This is a genomic window from Prevotella sp. 10(H) (assembly GCF_000711235.1).
GTDB lineage: Bacteria > Bacteroidota > Bacteroidia > Bacteroidales > Dysgonomonadaceae > Dysgonomonas.
The window spans coordinates 21251-42253 of the sequence record NZ_JOMI01000002.1 but is presented as its reverse complement, the minus strand read 5'-3'; the positions used below and the strand labels follow the sequence as shown (position 1 = coordinate 42253).

16 protein-coding genes are annotated in these 21003 nt (G+C 38.6%); 12 read left to right on the top strand and 4 right to left on the bottom strand.

All coding sequences use genetic code 11. The annotated features are described in order from the left end of the window. Positions 1 to 5: 5 nt before the first annotated feature. A complete protein-coding gene (locus tag K348_RS0103575; protein ID WP_029903011.1) occupies positions 6 to 614 on the bottom strand; it encodes a response regulator transcription factor in 609 nt (202 codons plus the stop codon). Positions 615 to 802: 188 nt separating this feature from the next. Here K348_RS0103575 and K348_RS0103570 point away from each other — a divergent pair, with 188 nt between their 5' ends. From K348_RS0103570 to K348_RS0103555, 4 genes are all read left to right on the top strand, one after another. Continuing rightward, complete coding sequence (locus K348_RS0103570; RefSeq protein WP_029903009.1) at positions 803 to 1702, top strand: DUF2156 domain-containing protein; 900 nt, start codon at positions 803 to 805, stop codon at positions 1700 to 1702. Between the two features lie 68 nt (positions 1703 to 1770). After that, the gene (locus tag K348_RS0103565) at positions 1771 to 2547 is read left to right on the top strand and encodes a GNAT family N-acetyltransferase (protein WP_029903007.1); all 777 of its coding nucleotides are present in this window, start codon (positions 1771 to 1773) and stop codon (positions 2545 to 2547) included. A 97-nt stretch (positions 2548 to 2644) separates the two neighbouring features. Beyond that, positions 2645 to 3430, top strand: a complete 786-nt coding sequence (gene cdaA, locus K348_RS0103560) for a diadenylate cyclase CdaA (protein WP_029903006.1) — start codon at positions 2645 to 2647, stop codon at positions 3428 to 3430. A 159-nt stretch (positions 3431 to 3589) separates the two neighbouring features. Further along, positions 3590 to 4321, top strand: a complete 732-nt coding sequence (locus K348_RS0103555; protein ID WP_029903004.1) for a hypothetical protein — start codon at positions 3590 to 3592, stop codon at positions 4319 to 4321. Between the two features lie 66 nt (positions 4322 to 4387). On the opposite strand, the gene K348_RS0103550 is transcribed toward K348_RS0103555, so the two are convergent. Together K348_RS0103550 and K348_RS0103545 are read right to left on the bottom strand one after the other, a co-directional pair. Next, complete coding sequence (locus K348_RS0103550) at positions 4388 to 4987, bottom strand: FKBP-type peptidyl-prolyl cis-trans isomerase (protein WP_036930173.1); 600 nt, start codon at positions 4985 to 4987, stop codon at positions 4388 to 4390. 34 nt (positions 4988 to 5021) lie between these two features. Continuing rightward, the gene (locus K348_RS0103545; protein WP_029903000.1) at positions 5022 to 6560 is read right to left on the bottom strand and encodes a glycine--tRNA ligase; all 1539 of its coding nucleotides are present in this window, start codon (positions 6558 to 6560) and stop codon (positions 5022 to 5024) included. A 265-nt stretch (positions 6561 to 6825) separates the two neighbouring features. Between K348_RS0103545 and K348_RS0103540 the strand changes: the two genes are divergently transcribed. Further along, the gene (locus tag K348_RS0103540) at positions 6826 to 9546 is read left to right on the top strand and encodes a TonB-dependent receptor domain-containing protein (RefSeq protein ID WP_029902998.1); all 2721 of its coding nucleotides are present in this window, start codon (positions 6826 to 6828) and stop codon (positions 9544 to 9546) included. Between the two features lie 71 nt (positions 9547 to 9617). Here K348_RS0103540 and K348_RS0103535 read toward each other — a convergent pair whose 3' ends face one another. Next, positions 9618 to 10439, bottom strand: a complete 822-nt coding sequence (locus K348_RS0103535) for an aldo/keto reductase (protein WP_036930192.1) — start codon at positions 10437 to 10439, stop codon at positions 9618 to 9620. A gap of 224 nt (positions 10440 to 10663) precedes the next feature. Between K348_RS0103535 and K348_RS0103530 the strand changes: the two genes are divergently transcribed. The 7 genes from K348_RS0103530 (at position 10664) to K348_RS0103500 (ending at position 21001) form a co-directional block, all read left to right on the top strand. Continuing rightward, complete coding sequence (locus K348_RS0103530) at positions 10664 to 12124, top strand: tryptophanase (protein ID WP_029902995.1); 1461 nt, start codon at positions 10664 to 10666, stop codon at positions 12122 to 12124. A 141-nt stretch (positions 12125 to 12265) separates the two neighbouring features. Continuing rightward, positions 12266 to 12838 (top strand): hypothetical protein, encoded by a 573-nt coding sequence (locus K348_RS0103525; RefSeq protein ID WP_029902993.1) that lies wholly within the window; start codon positions 12266 to 12268, stop codon positions 12836 to 12838. A gap of 113 nt (positions 12839 to 12951) precedes the next feature. Beyond that, a complete protein-coding gene (locus tag K348_RS0103520) occupies positions 12952 to 15468 on the top strand; it encodes a zinc-dependent metalloprotease (protein WP_029902991.1) in 2517 nt (838 codons plus the stop codon). Between the two features lie 9 nt (positions 15469 to 15477). Continuing rightward, positions 15478 to 16605, top strand: a complete 1128-nt coding sequence (locus tag K348_RS0103515; protein WP_029902989.1) for a glycoside hydrolase family 18 protein — start codon at positions 15478 to 15480, stop codon at positions 16603 to 16605. Positions 16606 to 16739: 134 nt separating this feature from the next. Further along, on the top strand, positions 16740 to 18284 hold the full coding sequence (locus K348_RS0103510; protein WP_029902987.1) for a PglZ domain-containing protein: 1545 nt from the start codon (positions 16740 to 16742) through the stop codon (positions 18282 to 18284). Between the two features lie 52 nt (positions 18285 to 18336). Beyond that, positions 18337 to 18747 (top strand): tRNA (adenosine(37)-N6)-threonylcarbamoyltransferase complex ATPase subunit type 1 TsaE, encoded by a 411-nt coding sequence (gene tsaE / locus K348_RS0103505; RefSeq protein ID WP_029902985.1) that lies wholly within the window; start codon positions 18337 to 18339, stop codon positions 18745 to 18747. 1330 nt (positions 18748 to 20077) lie between these two features. Continuing rightward, a complete protein-coding gene (locus K348_RS0103500) occupies positions 20078 to 21001 on the top strand; it encodes a TIGR01212 family radical SAM protein (protein WP_029902983.1) in 924 nt (307 codons plus the stop codon). Positions 21002 to 21003 lie beyond the last annotated feature (2 nt).

Sequence of the window (21003 nt, the reverse complement as noted above, 5' to 3'; positions counted from 1 at the left end):
ATGTTTTATTCGTCCTGATACTTTATTTCTGATATATCCACAAGTTTATTAATGATCGCATATATAGTCAGTCCCGATATGCTGTGCACCTTCAGTTTTCGTGTAATATTGCGGCGGTGCGTGATCGCTGTATGTATAGAGATACTATGATGTTCAGCAATCTCTTTATTACTCATTCCTTTCACCACGCTGATAAGAATCTCCTTCTCGCGATCGCTCAGTTCTTCCTGATCACTCTGGGCGCTTTGCTCCTTATTCAGGCAGTTGAGCAGTATTTCTTCTATCTTCGACTCCGAATCGTTTATCTTTATAACAGCATCGTAGGACTTATAGAACTGCTCATCGATAATGTTATACACCAGTGCGATGATCGCCGTCTTCTTGTCGAGATTCAATTGCTGCCGTATATCCTGCCGCGAGGTATGCCCCAGCAACATCGGATTGATAAGTACGGCATCGGGATTCAGTATAGCGATCTGGTAGTTTATATCTTCCATTTCCTTCAACTCGACAACCTTTCCTACGCTCGACAATTGGGATAAAACATACACCAGTCCCTTACGTATTATATATGATGTTTCTGCTACTGCTAATACTTTTTTCGTATTCGACATCTTTCTTCGTGATAGTTTCTTATATAGAATGATTCTTTATAAGTCACAAATTACGTTATAAATTATCTTATAAGCAAATGTTGCAGGTGATATTAATCGTACATCAAAATATAATATCTTTATCAATACTAATGAAAACAATATTTGTAGTAGCTTTGTTTAGCAAATGAAAATTATCAAATCATTTTATGATCAACTTTAAACAAATTACACTATCAGATAAAAAAGATATCGATGCCTGTTTTGAGGGCAACATATACCGTGCCTGCGACTTTTGTTTTGCCAATCTTTTTGCCTGGAATGCAAAATTCAAAACAATGTTTGCCATAGAACACCGTACCGTATTCCTTCGTTTTCAGGATTCCGACGGACAGCTTTATTATATGATGCCTATCGGCAAAATGCCTTTGAAAGATGCATTCAGCCTGATAATGAAAGATGCCGCCGATAATAAAATCCCGTTCCAGATGAAAGGTATCACGCTGCGAATGTGGGAGAATATACAAAAGGAAATGCCTGAGAAATTCCGCTACCTGCCCGACCGTAATAACGATGAGTATATTTATCTGTCGGAAAAACTGATTAAACTCTCAGGAAAAAAGCTGCAAAGTAAACGCAATCATATAAACCGCTTTAAAGCCGATAATCCCGATTGGCAATATTTCCCGCTGACATCGAAAAAAGAACTGGATGAATGTACTAAAATGCTCGATGAATGGGAGGAAAAATCGACTTCTGCCATTAATATATCGCAACGGTACGACTACATCGCAACAAGGCTTATGCTTGAGCATTTCGATTATCTCCAGCTACGTGGCGGTGCTGTACGCGTAAACGGTAAAATCGTGGCATTTACTATAGGTGAGCCGTTGACAGAAGATTCATTCGTGGTGCATGTCGAAAAAGCTTTCGGCGATATGAACGGCGCTTACACGATCATCAACCAACAGTTTATTGAACACGAAGCATCCGAATTTAAATATATAAACAGGGAAGAAGATATGGGATTGAATAATCTGCGTAAGGCAAAAATGTCCTATTATCCGGATATACTATTGGAAGAGGCTATGCTGATACCGAAAGTGTAAAAGCAATTAAGAATTAATAATTAACAATGATGGTTGATAACTGTTGACTGCTAACTGTTAACTGAAAAATGATACAATTTGCAAACCAACATACAATGCCGCTTGTCCGCCAGATGTGGAAAACCTGCTTTGGCGACGACGACGATTTTCTGGATATACTTTTCAAATATAAATACAGGAACGAAAATACACTGATATATTTTGAAGACGGGATAGCTGTTGCCTCATTACAAATGCTTCCCTATACGATTACTTTTTACGGCGAAGAGATTCCTTTTGCCTATCTTGCAGGATTGTGTACATTGCCCGAATACCGAAAAAAAGGCTTTATGGCAAAGCTTATACACCGGGCGCATGAAATAATGAGACAAAGAGAAATTCCACTCTCTATACTCGTTCCTGCCGAAGACTGGCTATATGGCTTCTATGAAAAGTACGGATATGAAAAAGTTTTTGAAAATGGCAATACTCCTTTGTATCCTTTGAAAAAAATACTCATACAGCATCCTGACCTCGAAGAAGCCTATACAGTATATGATGCTATGTTCAGGGAAAAAGATTTCTGCGTCCAAAAGACTTTTTGCGATTTCAAAGCGATAGTGGAAGAACAAATCTTAGATGGATTCCCCGAGAAATACGACATTGCAGGCATGGCACGCATTATGGACAGGGAGTTTTTACTGGGATTATATTCAAAAAAGAATCCGGATAAAGAAAAGATTGAAGTAGAAGATGAACGCCTGCTTTGCCGTTTGCTCTTCGGATATAAGACCGATGAACTGGAAGAGCCTTACCGGAGTTTGTTCCCCGTTCATCACCCGGTAATGAACCAAATGCTTGAATAAAAGTTATTTTTAATAAGAGTAGAATTACTTTTTAAGCCTATTCTGAAAGAAATCCATTATCTTTGATATTCGAACAAAATGCTTATAGCCCCGTAGAATGGAAAATTTTACAATTAAAGATGTTATTGATATCCTGTTGGTTGCTGCAGTGATGTATCAATTATACCGCATTGTATCAAAATCGGGTACTGGCACTATCTTTAAGGGAGTATTGGCATTTATCGTCTTATGGGTGCTTATCTCGCAGGTATTGCAGATGCGGCTTATGGGTGCTATCCTCGACCTGTTTAAGGATCTCGGATTATTTGTGATTATCATCATATTTCAGGATGAGATAAAGCGGTTCCTTATGTCGCTCGGTTCCAACCGCACATTTCGCTTTATATCCAGAATATTCAGGTCGAAGGATTCGGGTGAACTCAATGATGCCGTGGTTACCTCGCTGGTAGTGGCATGCATGAACATGGCTAAAACCTATACAGGGGCGCTGATTGTAATAGAACAGGAAATAAAGCTGGGCAACTACGAGGCCACAGGAGAGGTGCTCGATGCCGACATCAGTACGCGCCTCATAGAAAATATATTCTTCAAAAACACACCTTTACACGACGGGGCAATGATTATTGCCGGCAACAAGATCAAGGCGGCGGGTTGTATACTTCCGGTTTCACAAAATCAGGATATACCGAAATCGTTCGGACTGCGCCACAGGGCGGCTTTAGGTATATCACAGGAAACTGACGCCAAAGTAATCGTGATATCTGAAGAGAGAGGCAAGATATCTTTTGCCAGCCAAGGCAAGATAGAAGCCAATATCACGCCCGAAAGATTGCAGGAGTTTCTTGTGGGAAGCATGCGGAGACGGAAGAAAGGGAAGAGGTAAAATCCAATTAAAATCAGGGAACAAACAATTAATTAAATTTAACATAAATTCGATTGTGATTTTGTGTTAATTGTTAATTAAGTTTATATAACTTCACTGACGGAGATATGTTAACAATCACCTTTACTTATTAATTAACAATTTAAAAATCTTAAAAACATGAAGAAAGTAGCTATTCTATTCTTTCTCGCTTGTGCATTGTTTTCCTGCAGCAATGAGGAAGCCGATGTAGTAATGCCCGAAACTGTAAATGTTCCTGATGAAAAAACCGATGTAAAATCTGTCTCTGATATGCAATCTATTTCTTTTAAATATAAAGGGAAGGAATATTATTCGGATTATACTCTAAAAGATGATTCTGTTTGTATTTTTGCAAATAAGGAAGTTGAGAAATTAATAATGAAACTTGCCGGAGATTCTACTTTATCACTCCTTGTTAAAGAAGATGGAAGCTTAGAATATTTTGATAATTCAAATCTTTTAGAAGAGCATATGGAAAAGACTAAAAAGACAACAAAGGCTTCAACACCTGTAGGAGGATTTTTAAGTATCTGGAATGACCCTGACAGAAAAGGTTACTGGATGGGATTTGAAGCAAGATTTGGAGTCACATCATGGGAAGGTGTAAATGGTGGTTGCTGTTCATATGTCGGAGATAAAATGAACAACAAGATAAGTTCCTTTGAGCTCTATGGAGCAGGTGTGGTTTTTTATGCTAATCGAGATTTCGGAGGACAAGCTATAGGCTTTGACGGAGGATCTCAACAATATTATTATTGTTCTCATTTGGTAAATGAACATACATATACTACTGATATCTTTGGGCGTCCTGTACCACTTTTCAATTGGGACGATAGAATATCATCTTTTAAAGTATATCAGCGCCTCTAGAATTAAATAAAAGGAACCAATCTAATAAAGATTGGTTCCTTTTGTTATTTACCATTTTTTATTATATTAATCAAACTCTCCCGGATTATCAGGATAGATATCTACAAGATATAATTTAAATCTTATTGTAGTATATGCAGGAATTTTTATATTGCCAGCAGCATCCTTTAGCGCATTTACTCCATATCCCAATTGTTGAGGAATAACAACCTCTACCTGATCTCCTTTCTTCATATTTTGAAGCATGGTAGAAAAACCATCAACAAAATTTGATGATACTCTAGCCCGTGTGACTACCCCATTATTATTATCTCTTTCAAATATAATTTTCCGCCCGTCTTTTTCAAAGAAATAGCCTTCATACCGCATAGCAATACTATCCGTATAATAAGGCGTTCCGGCTTCTGTTATCTTAGTTGAAGGTGTTGATTTAGCATCTATTTCTTCAAAGTAATTTATTTTCTTATAATATACTGCTCCGTTCTTACTTTGCGATGTAATAGATTGATATCCGGAACCTGCTACGGAAACCTCAGAAATCTGTTTTTCATTATATGACTTCCACTCCTGATCGATGCCACTATTATCGTCGTCATCGTCGCCGCAGGCTACAAACAATGCCAGCGAGCAAAATAAAAAGATGAAAGCAAAGAGTTTTTTATTCATTGTATATCTGTTTTTATAATCAAAATCTTATCAATCAGCCTATTGTTTTCAACAGGTTTTTCATACTCACTTTATCGGCGATAATATCCGACAGTCTGCCTATCGCTACCCTCTCCTGCTGCATCGTATCGCGATAGCGGATAGTCACCGTATTATCTTCGAGCGACTGATGGTCGACTGTCACGCAATAAGGAGTACCTATAGCATCCTGACGGCGGTAACGCTTACCGATACTGTCTTTCTCATCATACTGGCATTTGAAGTCGAACTTCAATGCATCGATTATTTCGCGCGCTTTCTCAGGCAGGCCGTCTTTCTTTACCAATGGCAATACCGCCAGTTTAATAGGGGCAAGCGCTGCCGGCAACTTCAATACCACGCGGGTTTCGCCGCCTTCGAGCTCCTCTTCTGCATAAGCAGCCGAAACGGTCGACAAGAACATACGGTCGACACCGATAGACGTTTCAATAACGTAAGGAGTGTATGATTTATTGAGTTCGGGATCGAAATATTGCAGTTTTTTACCCGAAAACTTCTCGTGGCTGCTCAGGTCGAAGTCGGTACGCGAATGAATACCTTCCACTTCCTTGAAGCCGAACGGCATCTCAAATTCGATATCTGTAGCCGCATTTGCATAATGAGCCAGCTTGTCGTGATCGTGGAAACGGTATTTGTTGTCACCGAATCCGAGTGACTTATGCCACTTCATACGGGTTTCCTTCCATTTGGCAAACCAGCCGAGTTCTTCACCCGGACGAACGAAGAACTGCATCTCCATCTGTTCGAACTCACGCATACGGAAGATAAACTGACGGGCAACAATTTCGTTACGGAAAGCCTTACCGATCTGTGCAATACCGAAAGGAATCTTCATACGTCCTGTTTTCTGCACATTCAGGAAGTTGACGAAAATACCCTGAGCCGTTTCGGGGCGCAGGTAAACTTTCATAGCACCATCGGCAGTAGAACCCATTTCAGTAGCAAACATCAGGTTGAACTGACGTACATCCGTCCAGTTGCGTGTACCGCTGATAGGGTCTGCAATTTCGCAATCTATAATGATCTGGCGGAGTTCGTCAAGATTACCATCGTTCAGCGCCTTGGCAAAACGGGTATGCACCTCGTCACGCTTTTTCTGGTTTTCGAGTACGCGCGGGTTTGTCTGGCGATACATCGTTTCATCGAAGCTGTCGCCGAACTTTTTGGCAGCCTTTTCTACTTCCTTGTTTATTTTGTCGTCTATCTTTGCCATGTATTCTTCGATCAATACATCGGCGCGATAACGTTTCTTACTGTCTTTGTTGTCTATCAACGGATCGTTGAAAGCATCCACATGCCCCGAAGCTTTCCATATGGTAGGGTGCATAAAGATAGCCGAGTCGATGCCCACTACATTTTCGTTCAGCAGCACCATACTATCCCACCAGTATTTCTTGATATTGTTTTTCAGTTCCACACCCATTTGCCCGTAGTCGTATACAGCACTCAGCCCGTCGTATATCTCGCTGGACTGAAATACAAAACCATACTCCTTACAGTGTGAAACTATCTTCTTGAAAACATCTTCTGACATATTACCTTCGATTCGTTGATTATTATATGTTTTGTTTTATATTCGAAATAAGTTGCACAAAGTAAACACTTTTTTTTGATATTGTCAGTCTTGAGATATTACTTATCAGGTAATTGAATAAGGATTTCCCTTGTTTTTCGTTAAATTATAGAGGCATTACAAAAATTATTTTTTATTAACCTTAACGAATATTACCCTTTTTATACTCTATAAAGAAATAATAAAAAAAGCGTTATCTTCGTTTCCGATAAAAAGAGCATAGCTGATGAGGCATTTATGTATACTTCTTTTATTAATAGTCAGTCTTTCTGCTGTAGCCCAATCAGAGAAGAAAGATGTCAGAGGCTATATACAGGGAACTGTATATGACGGCAAGACTAAGGAAGTTATAGAATCAGCCACTATCCGCCTGCTCACACAAGCCGACAGTACTTACATCAAAGGAATAGCCAGCGATGAGAAGGGTAAGTTCCGCCTTTCGGCTTCTCCCGGCAAATATATACTCGAAATCACCTTTCTCGGATATAAAACAATCTTTCAGGATATTGCGACTACTTTTTCCAAACCGGACTTTTCGGCAGGAGATATTTACTTAGAGGAAAAAACAGTAGAACTGGGAGCCGCAGTAGTAGAAGCACAGGTACCCAACATTGTAGTAAAAGGCGATACGATCGAATACAACGCTGCATCCTACAGTTCGCAGGAAAGCGATATGCTGCAGGATATGGTAAGAAATATACCCGGCATAGAAATCGATGCCGACGGTAATATAAAAGCAAATGGCAAGCCTGTAACTAAAATCCTTGTAGACGGGAAAGAATTCTTCGGTAACGACATACCTATGGCTTTGGCCAACCTTCCGGCCAATATGATCAAGAAACTCCAGCTATATAAAGAAGAGTCGGAAAGTGCCAAGATAACCGGATTTAAAGATAAGAACCCCGATCAGGTACTGAATCTGGTTGTGAAGGAAGAATTGAAGCAAAGTGTTTTCGGGGAAGTAAAAGCCGGATACGGTAGCGACGACAAATATTCCCATAAGGCTTTGGCAAACTATATGCGCAACGAGAATCAGATATCATTCGTAGGCGATATGAATAATGTAAACGATGACGACCGCTCGTGGGGGGGCGGTGATGGTATAGATAAGCATAAAATTATAGGGGGGAATGCAAATATACAAGCTACTAAGGAATTGAAAGTAGGGGGAAATATACGTTATTCCAATAATGAGAATCTGGCTGAAACGAGAACCAACACGCAAACATTCCTTACTACGGGCGACCGTATGTCGAAAAATGATATGATCTATACCAACAGGAGGGAAAATACCAATTTCGGGATCAACCTGGAGTGGAAACCCGATTCGATGACTACGATATATGCCCGTTCAACTGTTAGCTTAAATGATTCAAAGAATGAAAATAATTCTTCAACTTTCTCATACGTAGCAGGCCAAGATACCACTTCGGGAAATTCACAATCCCTGAATAAAGGAAATGGGCATAACATGAATAATTCCATCAATATTGGGCGTCGGCTTAATAATAAAGGACGTGTTATCAGTCTTGGTTACAGTAATACGTTCCGCAAAGATGACAGTAAAGGAACAAATTATTCGAAAACTGTATATAGCAGCGGTATAGAAGACAAAATTATCGACCAGCGGAGTAGTACCGAAAGCAACGAAAATAATCACAATATATCTATGTCGTATGTAGAACCTTTCGGTAAAGAGCACAGGCTGCAATTCACTTATTCGTACGGCGTAAACAACTCTGAGCGTATACGCGATGTGCGCCGGAAAGACCCGAATGGAAACTACACTATTCTGGATACGGCCTATACCCGTAATACAGAGAATAAATTTGTCAACCAGAATATCGGGCTGAACTTTCAGACTACAAAAGAAAAGTACAGGTATACGATAGGTATAAGCATCGACCCGTCGTATTCGAAAAGTAAAATAAGCCTTGGCGATTCGATAATCGAAGACCTGAAACAAAATGTAGTCAATTTCTCCCCCCATATAAATTTCTCATATAATCCGAATCAGAACACGAGTTTCGACTTCAATTATTCCGGCTCTACCAGTCATCCGAGCATAGGTCAGTTGTCGGCAGACACGGTGATAGTAAGTGCATTGTCGAAACATTTTGGTAATCCTGATTTGAAACCCAGCTACAGCAATTACATCAATATGTATTATCAGAAGTCGGATTATGAAAAAAGCCGTTTCTTCATGATAATGGGAGGCTTCAATTATACATTAAATAATGTTGTCAGTTATTCTACAATCGACGACTTGGGTAATACTACAAATACATTCAGGAATGTGAACGGAAATATGGGCGCCAATATTCACGTAATGTACGACACACCCCTAAAAAATAAGAAGTTCTCTATTAACAACGGAACATACGTCAATTACAATAAAAGTATCGGCTTCACTAATGGAGATAAGGCCATTACTCATAATGGCATACTCGGCGAGCAGGCAATGTTCAAATTTAAAATTGAAAAATTCGAAACCAATCTGCGGGCCGGTATTACCTACAATATGACACGGAATAACCTGACTAATCAGCAAGACCGGAACAGCACAAATTATACGCTGAACCATTATGCCATATGGAGGCTTCCGCATGATTTTACGATTACGAGCAATCTCAATTACTCATATAATACTGGCTATGAAGATGATTTTAAAAAGAGCGAGATATTGTGGAATGCCTCCGTATCGAAGCAATTCCTAAAAAAGAAAAAAGGGACATTAAAAGCTCAGTTCTTCGATATACTGAACGATAGGAATAATGTCTACCGTAATGTCAACGGCAATTACCTGTCTGATAGCCGTACAAATTCAATCAACCGGTATTTCCTTGTCAGCTTCTCTTATAAATTCAATATTATCAGGGGAAAGAAAAGTAATGAGAATGAGTCAGATGACGAAATGGGGAACCCCGGATTGTCTATGTATTATTAAGGATATGAAATCAGTTGATACTGAACGGAACAGGCATTTATTCCGTTCAGTATAACAAAGATATCATATTTTTAAAAATCTACATGATCGGGATCAGGCCCTACCCGTTTATTTTTATTCAAAGAATTGATAGCCGTGATTTCTTCCTCTGTCAGGCTAAAATCGAAAATATCCAGATTCTGTTTCATCCTTTCTTCATTCGCCGATTTCGGAATAGTAACCACTCCTCGCTGATAATCCCAGCGTAGTATAATCTGAGCCGGAGATTTCGAGTATTTATCTGATAAGTCTTTCAATACCTTTTCATCGAACAATCCCAACTGATTGGCAGCGAACTGGCTCCATGCTTCTACCTGAATGCCTGCTTTTTTGCAGTAGTCGAGTGTATCCTCTTGTATAAGGTAAGGATGCAGTTCTATCTGGTTCACAGCAGGAACAATAGTTTGCTCTTTAGCAAGGGCTTCGAGATGATGCGGTTTGAAATTGCTCACCCCTATCGCTTTTACCTTTCCACTATGGTATATTTCTTCAAACTTTTTCCATGTATCTATAAATTTCCCTTCCACAGGCCAGTGAATAAGATAAAGGTCGATATATTCCAAACCTAGCTTTTTCAGGCTGGCTTCAAAAGCCTCTTTCACCTTTCCGCTGCGCTGGTCGGCATTCCACATTTTGGTTGTTACAAAAATCTCTTCACGCGGAATGCCCGAATTTTTGATGCCTTTACCTACCGCTTCTTCATTGTGGTAATACATGGCAGTGTCGATATGCCTGTATCCTACCTTGAGCGCAGTTTCTACCACACGTTGAGCTTCGTTATTATCCTCTATGCGAAACACTCCTAAACCAATACATGGCATTTCCACGCCATTATTCAATTTCACCTTTTCCATACTTAACATATTTATATTGATATTTAATCGTACTAAATTAACAATAAATTTCAACGCTTTGTTTTGTCTTTATTATTCAAGACAGGCATCGTCTTTACAAAAAGAAACCAAATAGACATTTTATATATATTAAATATTATATAATACGCCTTTTCATTGCTAATTGAATATTTATTTATATCTTGCGCCGTCTATTTTAACATACTATAAACTAAACTAATATCATGTCAGAAAGTTCCGCTAACATTAAATTCTACAGTGGAGAAAATATTCCTCTGGAATTACACAAAGTACGTATTGTACAAAAACTGCATTTAGTTCCTATCGAACGTCGTTTGGAAGCATTATACGAAGCAGGGTTCAATACATTCAGGCTCGATACCAAAGATGTATTCCTCGATATGCTTACCGACAGTGGCACCAACGCAATGAGCGACCGCCAGATGGGCGCCATGATGATAGCCGACGACGCATATGCTGGCTCACAAAGTTTTGTAAGATATCAGAAAGCCGTCGAGGAAGTACTGGGCAAAAAGTATTTGCTGCCTGTACATCAGGGGCGCGCTGCCGAAAATATTATTTCCAACGCATATATACGTAAAGGGAGTATAGTTCCGATGAACTACCACTTTACTACAGCAATGGCTCATATCACCCAATATGGCGGTAAAATAGAAGAATTACTCTACGACGAAGCCTATGTGATAAACAGCAAGCATCCTTTCAAGGGGAATATGAATCTCGAAAAGCTTGAAAAATGTATAAATAAACATGGTGCCGCAAATATACCATACATCCGTATGGAAGCATCTACCAACCTGATAGGCGGACAACCATTTTCGATAGAAAACCTGCGCGGCGTGCGTTCCATTGCCGATAAATACGGAATCAGACTGGTATTGGATGCCAGTTTACTCGGGGAAAACGCATGGCTTGTAAAACAGCGTGAAGAAGAATTCAAAGACAGTTCGATGGCTGATATCATCCTTACGATGACAGGCCTGGCCGATCTGGTTTACTTCTCTGCGCGCAAACTGAGCTCATCTCGTGGAGGAGGTATCTGTACCAACAACCAAGCCATATTTAAAGAACTGGAACCGCTTGTACCTCTTTTCGAAGGATTCCTTACTTACGGAGGCATGTCGGTACGCGAAATCGAGGCTATTGCCGTAGGATTATACGAAACGCTGGACGAGAGCATGATTTGCCAAAGCCCCCAATTCATCGAATATCTTGTTAACTCACTCGACAAAAAAGGTATTCCTGTAGTAACGCCTGCGGGAGTATTGGGTGCACACGTTAATGCAATGGAAATCTGCTCGCACATTCCGCAGACAGAATATCCGGCAGGTTCGCTTGCTGCAGCATTTTTCCTCATCTCCGGCGTGAGGGGTATGGAACGCGGTTCGGTATCTAACCAGCGCGACGAATACGGAAACGAAACATATGCCGACATGGAGCTTTTGCGTTTGGCTGTTCCGCGCCGTGTATTCACTTTATCTCAAATCAAATACGTAGAAGACCGCATGACATGGTTGTACGAAAATCGCGAATTGATCGGAGGACTTCGCTTTGTATACGAACCGCCGGTACTTCGTTTCTTCATGGGAGGACTGGAACCTGTCAGCGACTGGCCACAACGATTACTTGAAAAATTCAAGGAAGATTTCGGCGACAGCTTGTAATAAAAATTTAAAATATGCGGCATAAATTATATTAGTTTATGCCGCTTTTAAATATGTACGGGTGAAGTTTTGCATTTCGCATAGACATTCGATTTTTTCGTATCTTCATTTTATGGTAATATTCTCTGACATTAAAATTATATGTTAATATTTAAGATAAGGGTTGTTATAACCTCCGTTTTTCTTGCAATCTTTCTCTCAGGTTGTGTTACTACTCAAGTAAAAAACACCGAAACAAACAGTAATGAGGCGGTTATATTCGGCCGTGTTATAATAACAGGTGAAAAAGATATTAATTACCAATATATGACTGCCCATTTATATTCTGAAAATGGAAGTCCTATAGTCGCACAATTGGACAAAGGCGGGTATTTCTATACTAAAGCTCCATTAGGAAAATTTTATCTGGATTTTTTAGAATATAATAATATAAAGCGGATGAAATCATACAGCATACCGACTGAATATACATTTGCTGATATTGCAAAAACAGATGAAGTATATTATATCGGTGATATTAACCTTAAATGGTCGCCTGACAGCAATTATCAGACCGATAAAATCACTTTCAAAATAGAAAAACCCTTGCGGGAAAGGGTTCCTGCAATACCAGCGGATGTAAGGATGGATAACAATACAATGGAAAAATTTTTGAAGAAATTTCCCCAAAACAAAAAGCCTATTCGTATAAGCATATTAAATAGCAAATATTGATTAGGCCTTTTATATTACTTTATATCTAAACATATATCGAGTAATCAAATTATTTATCCATTTATTTTTTTTAGTTTTGTATCTAAAGATTATTCACCTAACACCTTTCCACCATGTCCGTAAAAAACCTTATTCTGGTATTATTCCTTTCCTTCGGGATTGTAAGCGTCGACGCACAGATCAAAAATCCTTTCAAAAAGAAGAAGAAAGAAGACAAAAAAGAAGCAGCAGCCCCTGCAGCTAAACCGGCAGCATCTCCGTCCGAACCGAAAAAATACGGAGAAGTGATTACCAAAGAAGCACGGACAAATACAGGTTTCTTTAAAGTACATAAAGTAAAGGAAAAATACTTCTTTGAGCTACCCGACTCTATTATGGAGAGGGATATTCTCGTAGTAAACAGAATATCGAAAGCTCCGGTTAACAGATACAAATCGCAGGTAGGCTATCCGGGTGACCAGATAGGCGAAAATGTAATTCGTTTCGAAAAAGGCCCGAATAATAAAGTCTTTATCCGCAATATTTCTTATCTCGAACAGGCGAACGATACACTCGGTATGTATCAGTCTGTGAAGAATTCAAATATACAACCGATTTTCGCCTCATTTGCCGTACAGGCATATAACAAAGATTCTGTTAAGAATACTTCGACGGCAGTGATCGACGTAACGGACTTCCTGAACGGAGACAATAGTGTTTTCTTCTTCGATGGTAACATGAAGAAATACCGGGGAATCGGAAATCATTTTGCCGACAGAGGCTATATCGATACCATAAAAGCCTATCCTATCAATGTCGAAATCAGAACGGTGAAGACTTACGCACAGACTGCACCGCAGGGATATCCGCCACAGGCTGCACAGTACTACCCTACCGACCCGATGACTTATGAATTGAACAGTTCGATGGTATTACTTCCGAAAGTGCCGATGAAACCGCGGTTATTCGACCCGCGTGTTGCCTATTTTGCAGTCCGGTATACAGACTTTGATTCCAACCCGCAGGGAATAGATTACAAATCGAAGATTACCCGCTGGCGATTGGAACCAAAGGACGGCGAACTTCAGAAATACCTGAACGGCGAATTGGTAGAACCTAAAAAGCAAATTGTATTCTATATAGACCCTGCCACTCCTAAAAAATGGGTTCCTTACCTGATTCAGGGAGTGAACGACTGGCAGAAATCATTTGAAAAAGCCGGATTCAAAAATGCAATTATCGGACTTGAAGCTCCCAAAGATTCAACTTGGAGCCTCGATGATGCACGTCATTCAGCCATTGTATACAAACCGTCTGATATACCGAACGCAAGCGGACCGCATGTACACGACCCACGCAGTGGTGAAATTATAGAAACACACATCAACTGGTACCACAATGTAATGCTGCTGCTTCGCAACTGGTATATGATACAGGCCGGAACTGTGGACAAGCGCGCACAGAAACTGACTTTCGATGATGCACTTATGGGTGAGCTAATACGTTTTGTGTCATCGCATGAAGTAGGTCACACATTAGGACTGAGGCATAACTTCGGCTCGTCGGCGACTGTTCCTGTTGAGAACCTGAGAAATAAGGAATGGGTAGAAGCAAACGGACATACACCGTCCATTATGGATTATGCCCGATTCAACTATATTGCACAACCGGAAGATAATATTTCGGAGAAAGGCCTTTTCCCGCGCATCGGTATATACGATGACTGGTCGATAGAATGGGGATACAGATACCTCCCTCAATTTGCAACACCGGAAGATGAAGTTCCGTTCTCCAATAAAACTATAATGGAGAAATTGCAGAGCGACAAACGTTTCACATTCGGTACCGAAACCGATTATGACGACCCGCGTAACCAGAGCGAAGACCTTGGCGACGATGCCATGCTTGCCAGCACATATGGTATAAAGAACCTGCAACGCATGGTTCCTCAGATACTCGATTGGACAAGAGAACCGAATAAAGGATATGCCATGGCAACATCTATTTACGGAGAAGTAGTCACCCAATATGGTAGATATATGGGACATGTGACTAAAAATATCGCCGGTATCTACCGCACGCCTGTTATGGTAGAAGAATCCGGAAATTCGGAGGAATTTGTTCCGGCAAGTATACAGAAAGAAGCGATGAAATTCCTGGATATACAACTATTTACTACACCTGAATGGCTGATAGACAAAACACTGATTACAAAAGCAAGTGTAGACCCAATCAGCGCTATAGGAAATGTGCAGAAAAGAACAATTGACCGTCTGATAAGTAAACATACAATAGATAAGATGTTGCGCGACGAAGCCTTTAACGGGAATAGTGCATACACGGCGCTTAATATGTTCAGCGACCTGAAGAAAAGCATCTGGTCGGAACTGACAAACGGCAAACAAATCGATATATACCGTCGCAACCTGCAGAAAAATTACGTAAATGCATTGATAAATATAATCGACCCGAAAAATAACAATCCGCAAATGGGTGCACGGGCATCGGATGCGACAGGCATCGCCCGCACACAGTTAATGGATTTGCGCCAAAGCATCAGAAGTGCTGCAAATTCGGCATCGGGATTGAAACGAAGCCATTTACAGGACTTGCTCGCGCAGATAGAGATAGCATTAGACACCACCAAATAATTGAATTATATGAAAAAGAATTTTATTTTATCAGCTTTAATACTCCTTGCGATTTTCTCATCGTGTTCGGGAGGTAAAAAAGAGCCGGAAAAAGCAAAGCCCGTCATCATAGCTTATGTAGCCGGATTTAACGGATTAGTGGACGTGAGTAAAATATCTCCGGACAAAATTACCCATATTAATTATGCCTTTGTAGATGTACAGGGGGGAAAAGCTTTTCTCACCAATGAGGCGACTGATACCGTTAATTTCAGAAAATTAAACGAGTTGAAGAAAGTAAATCCTGACCTCAAGATCTTTATATCAGTAGGAGGCTGGACATGGAGCAAGAACTTTTCCGATGCAGTACTCACAGCAGAAGGGCAAAAGACATTTGCCAAATCGGCCGTTGAAATCATGCATAAATACAATCTCGATGGAGTAGATATTGACTGGGAATATCCTGCTATTGAAGGTGATGCAGGAAATGTTTTCCGTCCTGAAGACAAACAAAATTATACGCTGATGTTTGCTGCGATAAAGGCTGAGCTTGACGCACTTGAAAAGACAACTGAGAAAAAATATCTGCTAACAACGGCAGTCGGCGGATTCCAGAAGTTTGTAGACAATACCGAAATGGATAAAGCACAACAATACCTGGATTATATAAACATAATGAGTTACGATACGCAATCGTCAGATACGGCGGTTCACCACACTAATCTCTTAGCTTCTGACAAATACAGTCCGTCGAACAGTGCAGATTTAGCGGTGAAAGCGTTCAATAAGGCAGGCGTACCAATGGAAAAACTGGTTATGGGAATTGCTTTCTATGGAAGAATGTATCAGTTGAAGAAAGGTGCTTCGGAAGGAATAGGCGATGCAGTGGATAAGCAAATAGAAGGAAAAGGATATACTTTCATTAAAGACAGCCTTGTCAACAAGAATGAATATTACCGCTATTGGGATGAGGCAGCACAAGCTCCGTTCCTCTTCAACTTCTATAAAGGAACATTCCTCACATACGACGATGAAGAATCGGTAACAGCAAAATGTGAGTATGTGAAAACTAACGGAATGGCGGGAGTTATGTTCTGGGAATACAGTTCAGACCCGAAAGAGTATCTTTTGAATGCTATAAACGCAGCGCTTAAATAATAATTTTTAACCCTGCCCGTTTTACTTATTGCACTTCTGTTTGTACTTTTGATAATAACTAGAGTGCATAACGATATAACAAGCCACTTTATGAGGAATAAATGTGGCTTGTGTTATATAAACCACAGTTTTGAATGAGAAAAAAACGGATACTATGGGCAGATGACGAAATAGACATTCTGCGCGCACATATTCTCTTTTTGCAGGAAAAGGGCTATGAAGTAACTCCTGTGAACAGCGGACATGACGCTATAGACAGCATAAAAAGCGAATCGTTCGATATCGTTTTCCTCGATGAAAACATGCCGGGACTGGCAGGACTGGAAACATTAAGTATTATAAAAGAAATCGATCCGAATATTCCCGTCATCATGATTACCAAAAGTGAAGACGAGGGAATTATGACGCATGCCATAGGAAAAAAGATAGCCGATTATCTTATCAAGCCCGTGAATCCGAATCAGATACTACTTTCGATAAAGAAAAACCTGCATAAAGACGATATCGTTTCCGAAATGACATTGGAAAGCTATCGGGAAGAATACACAAAGATTAGTGCACGGATCAACGAATCTACCGATTATAAGGACTGGATTGACATCTACAAAAAACTCATCTATTGGGAAACCGAACTGACAGCTTCCCAAAATCCATTGATAGAATTGTTACGGATGCAAAAGCAGGAAGCTAATCAAGGTTTTTGCAAATACATCAAACAAAATTATGAGTCGTGGATTAATAGTATAGAAGGCAGGCCGTTAATAAGCCCTGAGCTATTCCCGAAAAAAGTTTTTCCGCTATTAAACAGCGATGAAAAGGTATTTTTTATCCTTATCGATAATTTCCGGCTCGATCAATGGTGGGAGGTAAAAGACCTGTTGGCAAATGATTTCAATATCACGGAAGAAGAATATTTCAGCATATTACCAACTGCTACCCAATATGCACGGAATACAATCTTTTCAGGTCTTATGCCGTCGCAAATTGTAAAATCTTATCCTGATCTGTGGGTTGAAGAAGATGAAGATGAAAGCAAAAACCAAAATGAAGAGGCTTTTTTACGAAAACAAATTGAAAGAAATCATTTGAAATATGATTTTTCATATACTAAGATTCTGTCCTCTTCATCGGGAGAAAAGCTTGTTCAAAATATGAGTGCAATGAGCAATAAACCGCTGAATGTAGTAGTGATTAACTTTGTGGATATGCTTTCGCATGCCCGTACCGATTCAAAGATGATACGCGAACTGGCATCGGATGAAGCGGCGTACCGCTCACTTACCCGTTCGTGGTTCAGGCATTCCAGCACAATGGATATCCTGAGGAAAGCAAAGGATATGGGATACAAAATAATATTAACCACCGACCACGGAACTATACGCGTTAAAAATCCTGTTAAAGTAATAGGCGACAAAAGCGTAAACTCTAATATCCGCTACAAACTCGGAAGAAACCTCGAATACGACCGCAAAAAAGTATATGATATCCACTCACCGGAAAAGGTAGGGTTGCCCGCACCGAATATCAGTACAAAGTACATATTTGCCACCGGAGAAGACTTTTTTGCTTATCCGAACAACTACAACCATTATGTATCTTACTATACGGAGACATTCCAGCACGGAGGCATTTCAATGGAAGAAATGATTGTGCCCGTAATTACTTTAACAGGCAAATAATAGCGGTAAATAGAATAAACTTTATCTTTGCAGCGGAATTAATTCACTCGATATGGAAATAAGAATAGAATCGCTCGATACAATAAACGAAGCGGCAAAGGAATTTATCCGGCAAATGGGCGATAATACCGTCTTCGCTTTTCGCGGTGAAATGGGAGCAGGTAAAACAACATTCATCAAAGCTATATGTGAGAATCTCGGAGTATCGGATACTATCAATAGTCCTACATTTGCTATTGTGAACGAGTACCGTTCGGATAGTGGAGAATTAATCTATCATTTCGACTTCTATCGCATCAATAAAGTAGAAGAAGCTTTCGATTTCGGGTATGAAGATTATTTTTATAGTGGAAGCCTATGCTTTATAGAATGGCCGGAAAAAGTTGAGAGTTTATTGCCGAATGATACTGTAAATATAAAAATCAGCGCATTGCATGACAATAGCCGGATTGTGACTTTTTGAAAAAGGAAGTCATCTTATAATAATCATTTAAATTATAGAGAATTGATTTATAATTATTTCCTGAAGTTTTGACGACTTCAGAATTTTTTATATAATATTATGATTTTCACTAATAAATAGTTTAAAGTAATTATTTTATTGCTGTACATAAAAAGAATCAGATAATCTCTCAAAATTATTACAGATGCATATTTTATATAATTCATAATACAATATATGTATTAGAAATACCATTTCAGACCATTAAATTAGAAAAGAGACTTTCATCTTATTTATAAATATGTATCTATATAATACATATCGTGCAAGCTCATAAAAATAATACTTCATATTTTAGAAAAAACTTTAACGATAAGTTATAGTATAATTAAAAATTATTTTTAGTTATTACTTGAAATAATTTCATGATTTATATGTTAATAAGCAATTGATAGCAACCTCAAAATTCTAATTGATATTTATTAATTAACTAGAGAGATAGAATAAATATTCAACAATCATACATCAGCAAGAATTATATAATTTTCATAATTAATAAAATAATTATTTAACATTTAAGATATAAGTATTTAATATTATCCATAATATATTAATAATAAGACACATAAAAACGCGAATGAATATCTGTATATAAGTTAGATAGATACGTATCTGACAACAATAAAATTAAACTTATAAGATTTAGTTTCCCGAATGGATAATAAATTGAAAAAATGTCTATCTGATAATTTTCAGGAAATAATTTTTTAAAGTAGAATTATTTGAAAAGAATTTATAAATTATATTTCTGTAAAAGATTTTATCAATAGAATATACCAATTTTATTGATGAATATATAATTTATTTATTCCGAGTATGATTTCATAATTATTATATATTTACTAAGAGATTAAAAATTTAGTATTAATTGTTATCATATTTAATATTATAATTCAAAAAAGAAAAATATATAAGAAAATGCATTATCAGAATTTATTAAATTAAAGTTTATATATTAATTACTAACAATATACACAGCCAACTGTAATATATATCAGCTAATTTCTAAGGAAATAAATTACGGGGGTCACCTTATTAATAATTCAAATTCGAAGAATTATTATAAAAAAATAAATCCTAGTTTTCATAATAGAAAACTATATATTTAGTCTATCAAATTTTTCATTAAAAAATATTTCTGCTAATAATTGAAAAATACCTATTTAGCCAAGAAAATTTTTATTTATCCTATGTTATCATCCCTAACTAACTTAAAGATTATTAAATGACTAAATATATAATCGATTGATTAAGTGAATTATTACCTTTGTGTTGTCAATATTGTCAATAAATGCAGAATAAATATTACAGAGAATTTGGCGAATTGTTATACAGGCACTTTCCGTATAAGGTTCAGAAAATATCAATCAATGCAGGTTTTACTTGTCCCAACAGAGATGGCCTCAAAGCTGTTGGAGGCTGTACATATTGTAACAACCAAAGTTTCAGTCCGGGCTATAGCGGGAAACAACGTTCTGTCACCGATCAGCTGACAGATGGCATAGCTTTCTTTTCAAGAAAGTATCCCGAGATGAAGTATCTGGCTTACTTCCAATCTTATACTAATACGTACGATGATATTGACAAGCTGATAGCATTGTACGAAGAAGCACTATCCTACCCTAATGTTGTCGGTTTAATTATAGGTACAAGGCCTGATTGCATGCCTGATGATTTGCTCGATTATTTCAGTGATTTAAGTAAGCGCACGTTTTTGATAATAGAATACGGATTGGAATCTACGCTCGACTCTACTTTGGAATTTATAAACAGGGGACATACATATGCCGAAAGTGTAGAAGCTATTAATAAGACTGCTTCGAAAGGCATTTATACAGGAGCACATCTCATATTAGGATTACCACACGAAAGCCGCGAACAAGTACTTGCCCATGCTGATAAGATATCAAAACTACCGCTAACTACCGTAAAGCTACATCAACTGCAACTGATAAAAGGCACGGTAATGGCAAAGCAATATCGTGAAAATCCCGAATGGTTTAATTTATTTGAAGTAGATGAATACATCGATTTGATCGTTGATTTTGCAGAACGGCTCAATCCTGAATTTATTTTAGAACGTTTTGTATCCCAATCTCCAAAAGAGCTACTTATAGCACCCGACTGGGGATTGAAAAACTTCGAATTCACCGCTAAAGTACTGAAAAGATTTGCTGAAAGAGAGACCTTTCAGGGGAGGCTTTTCAAAGAGTAATA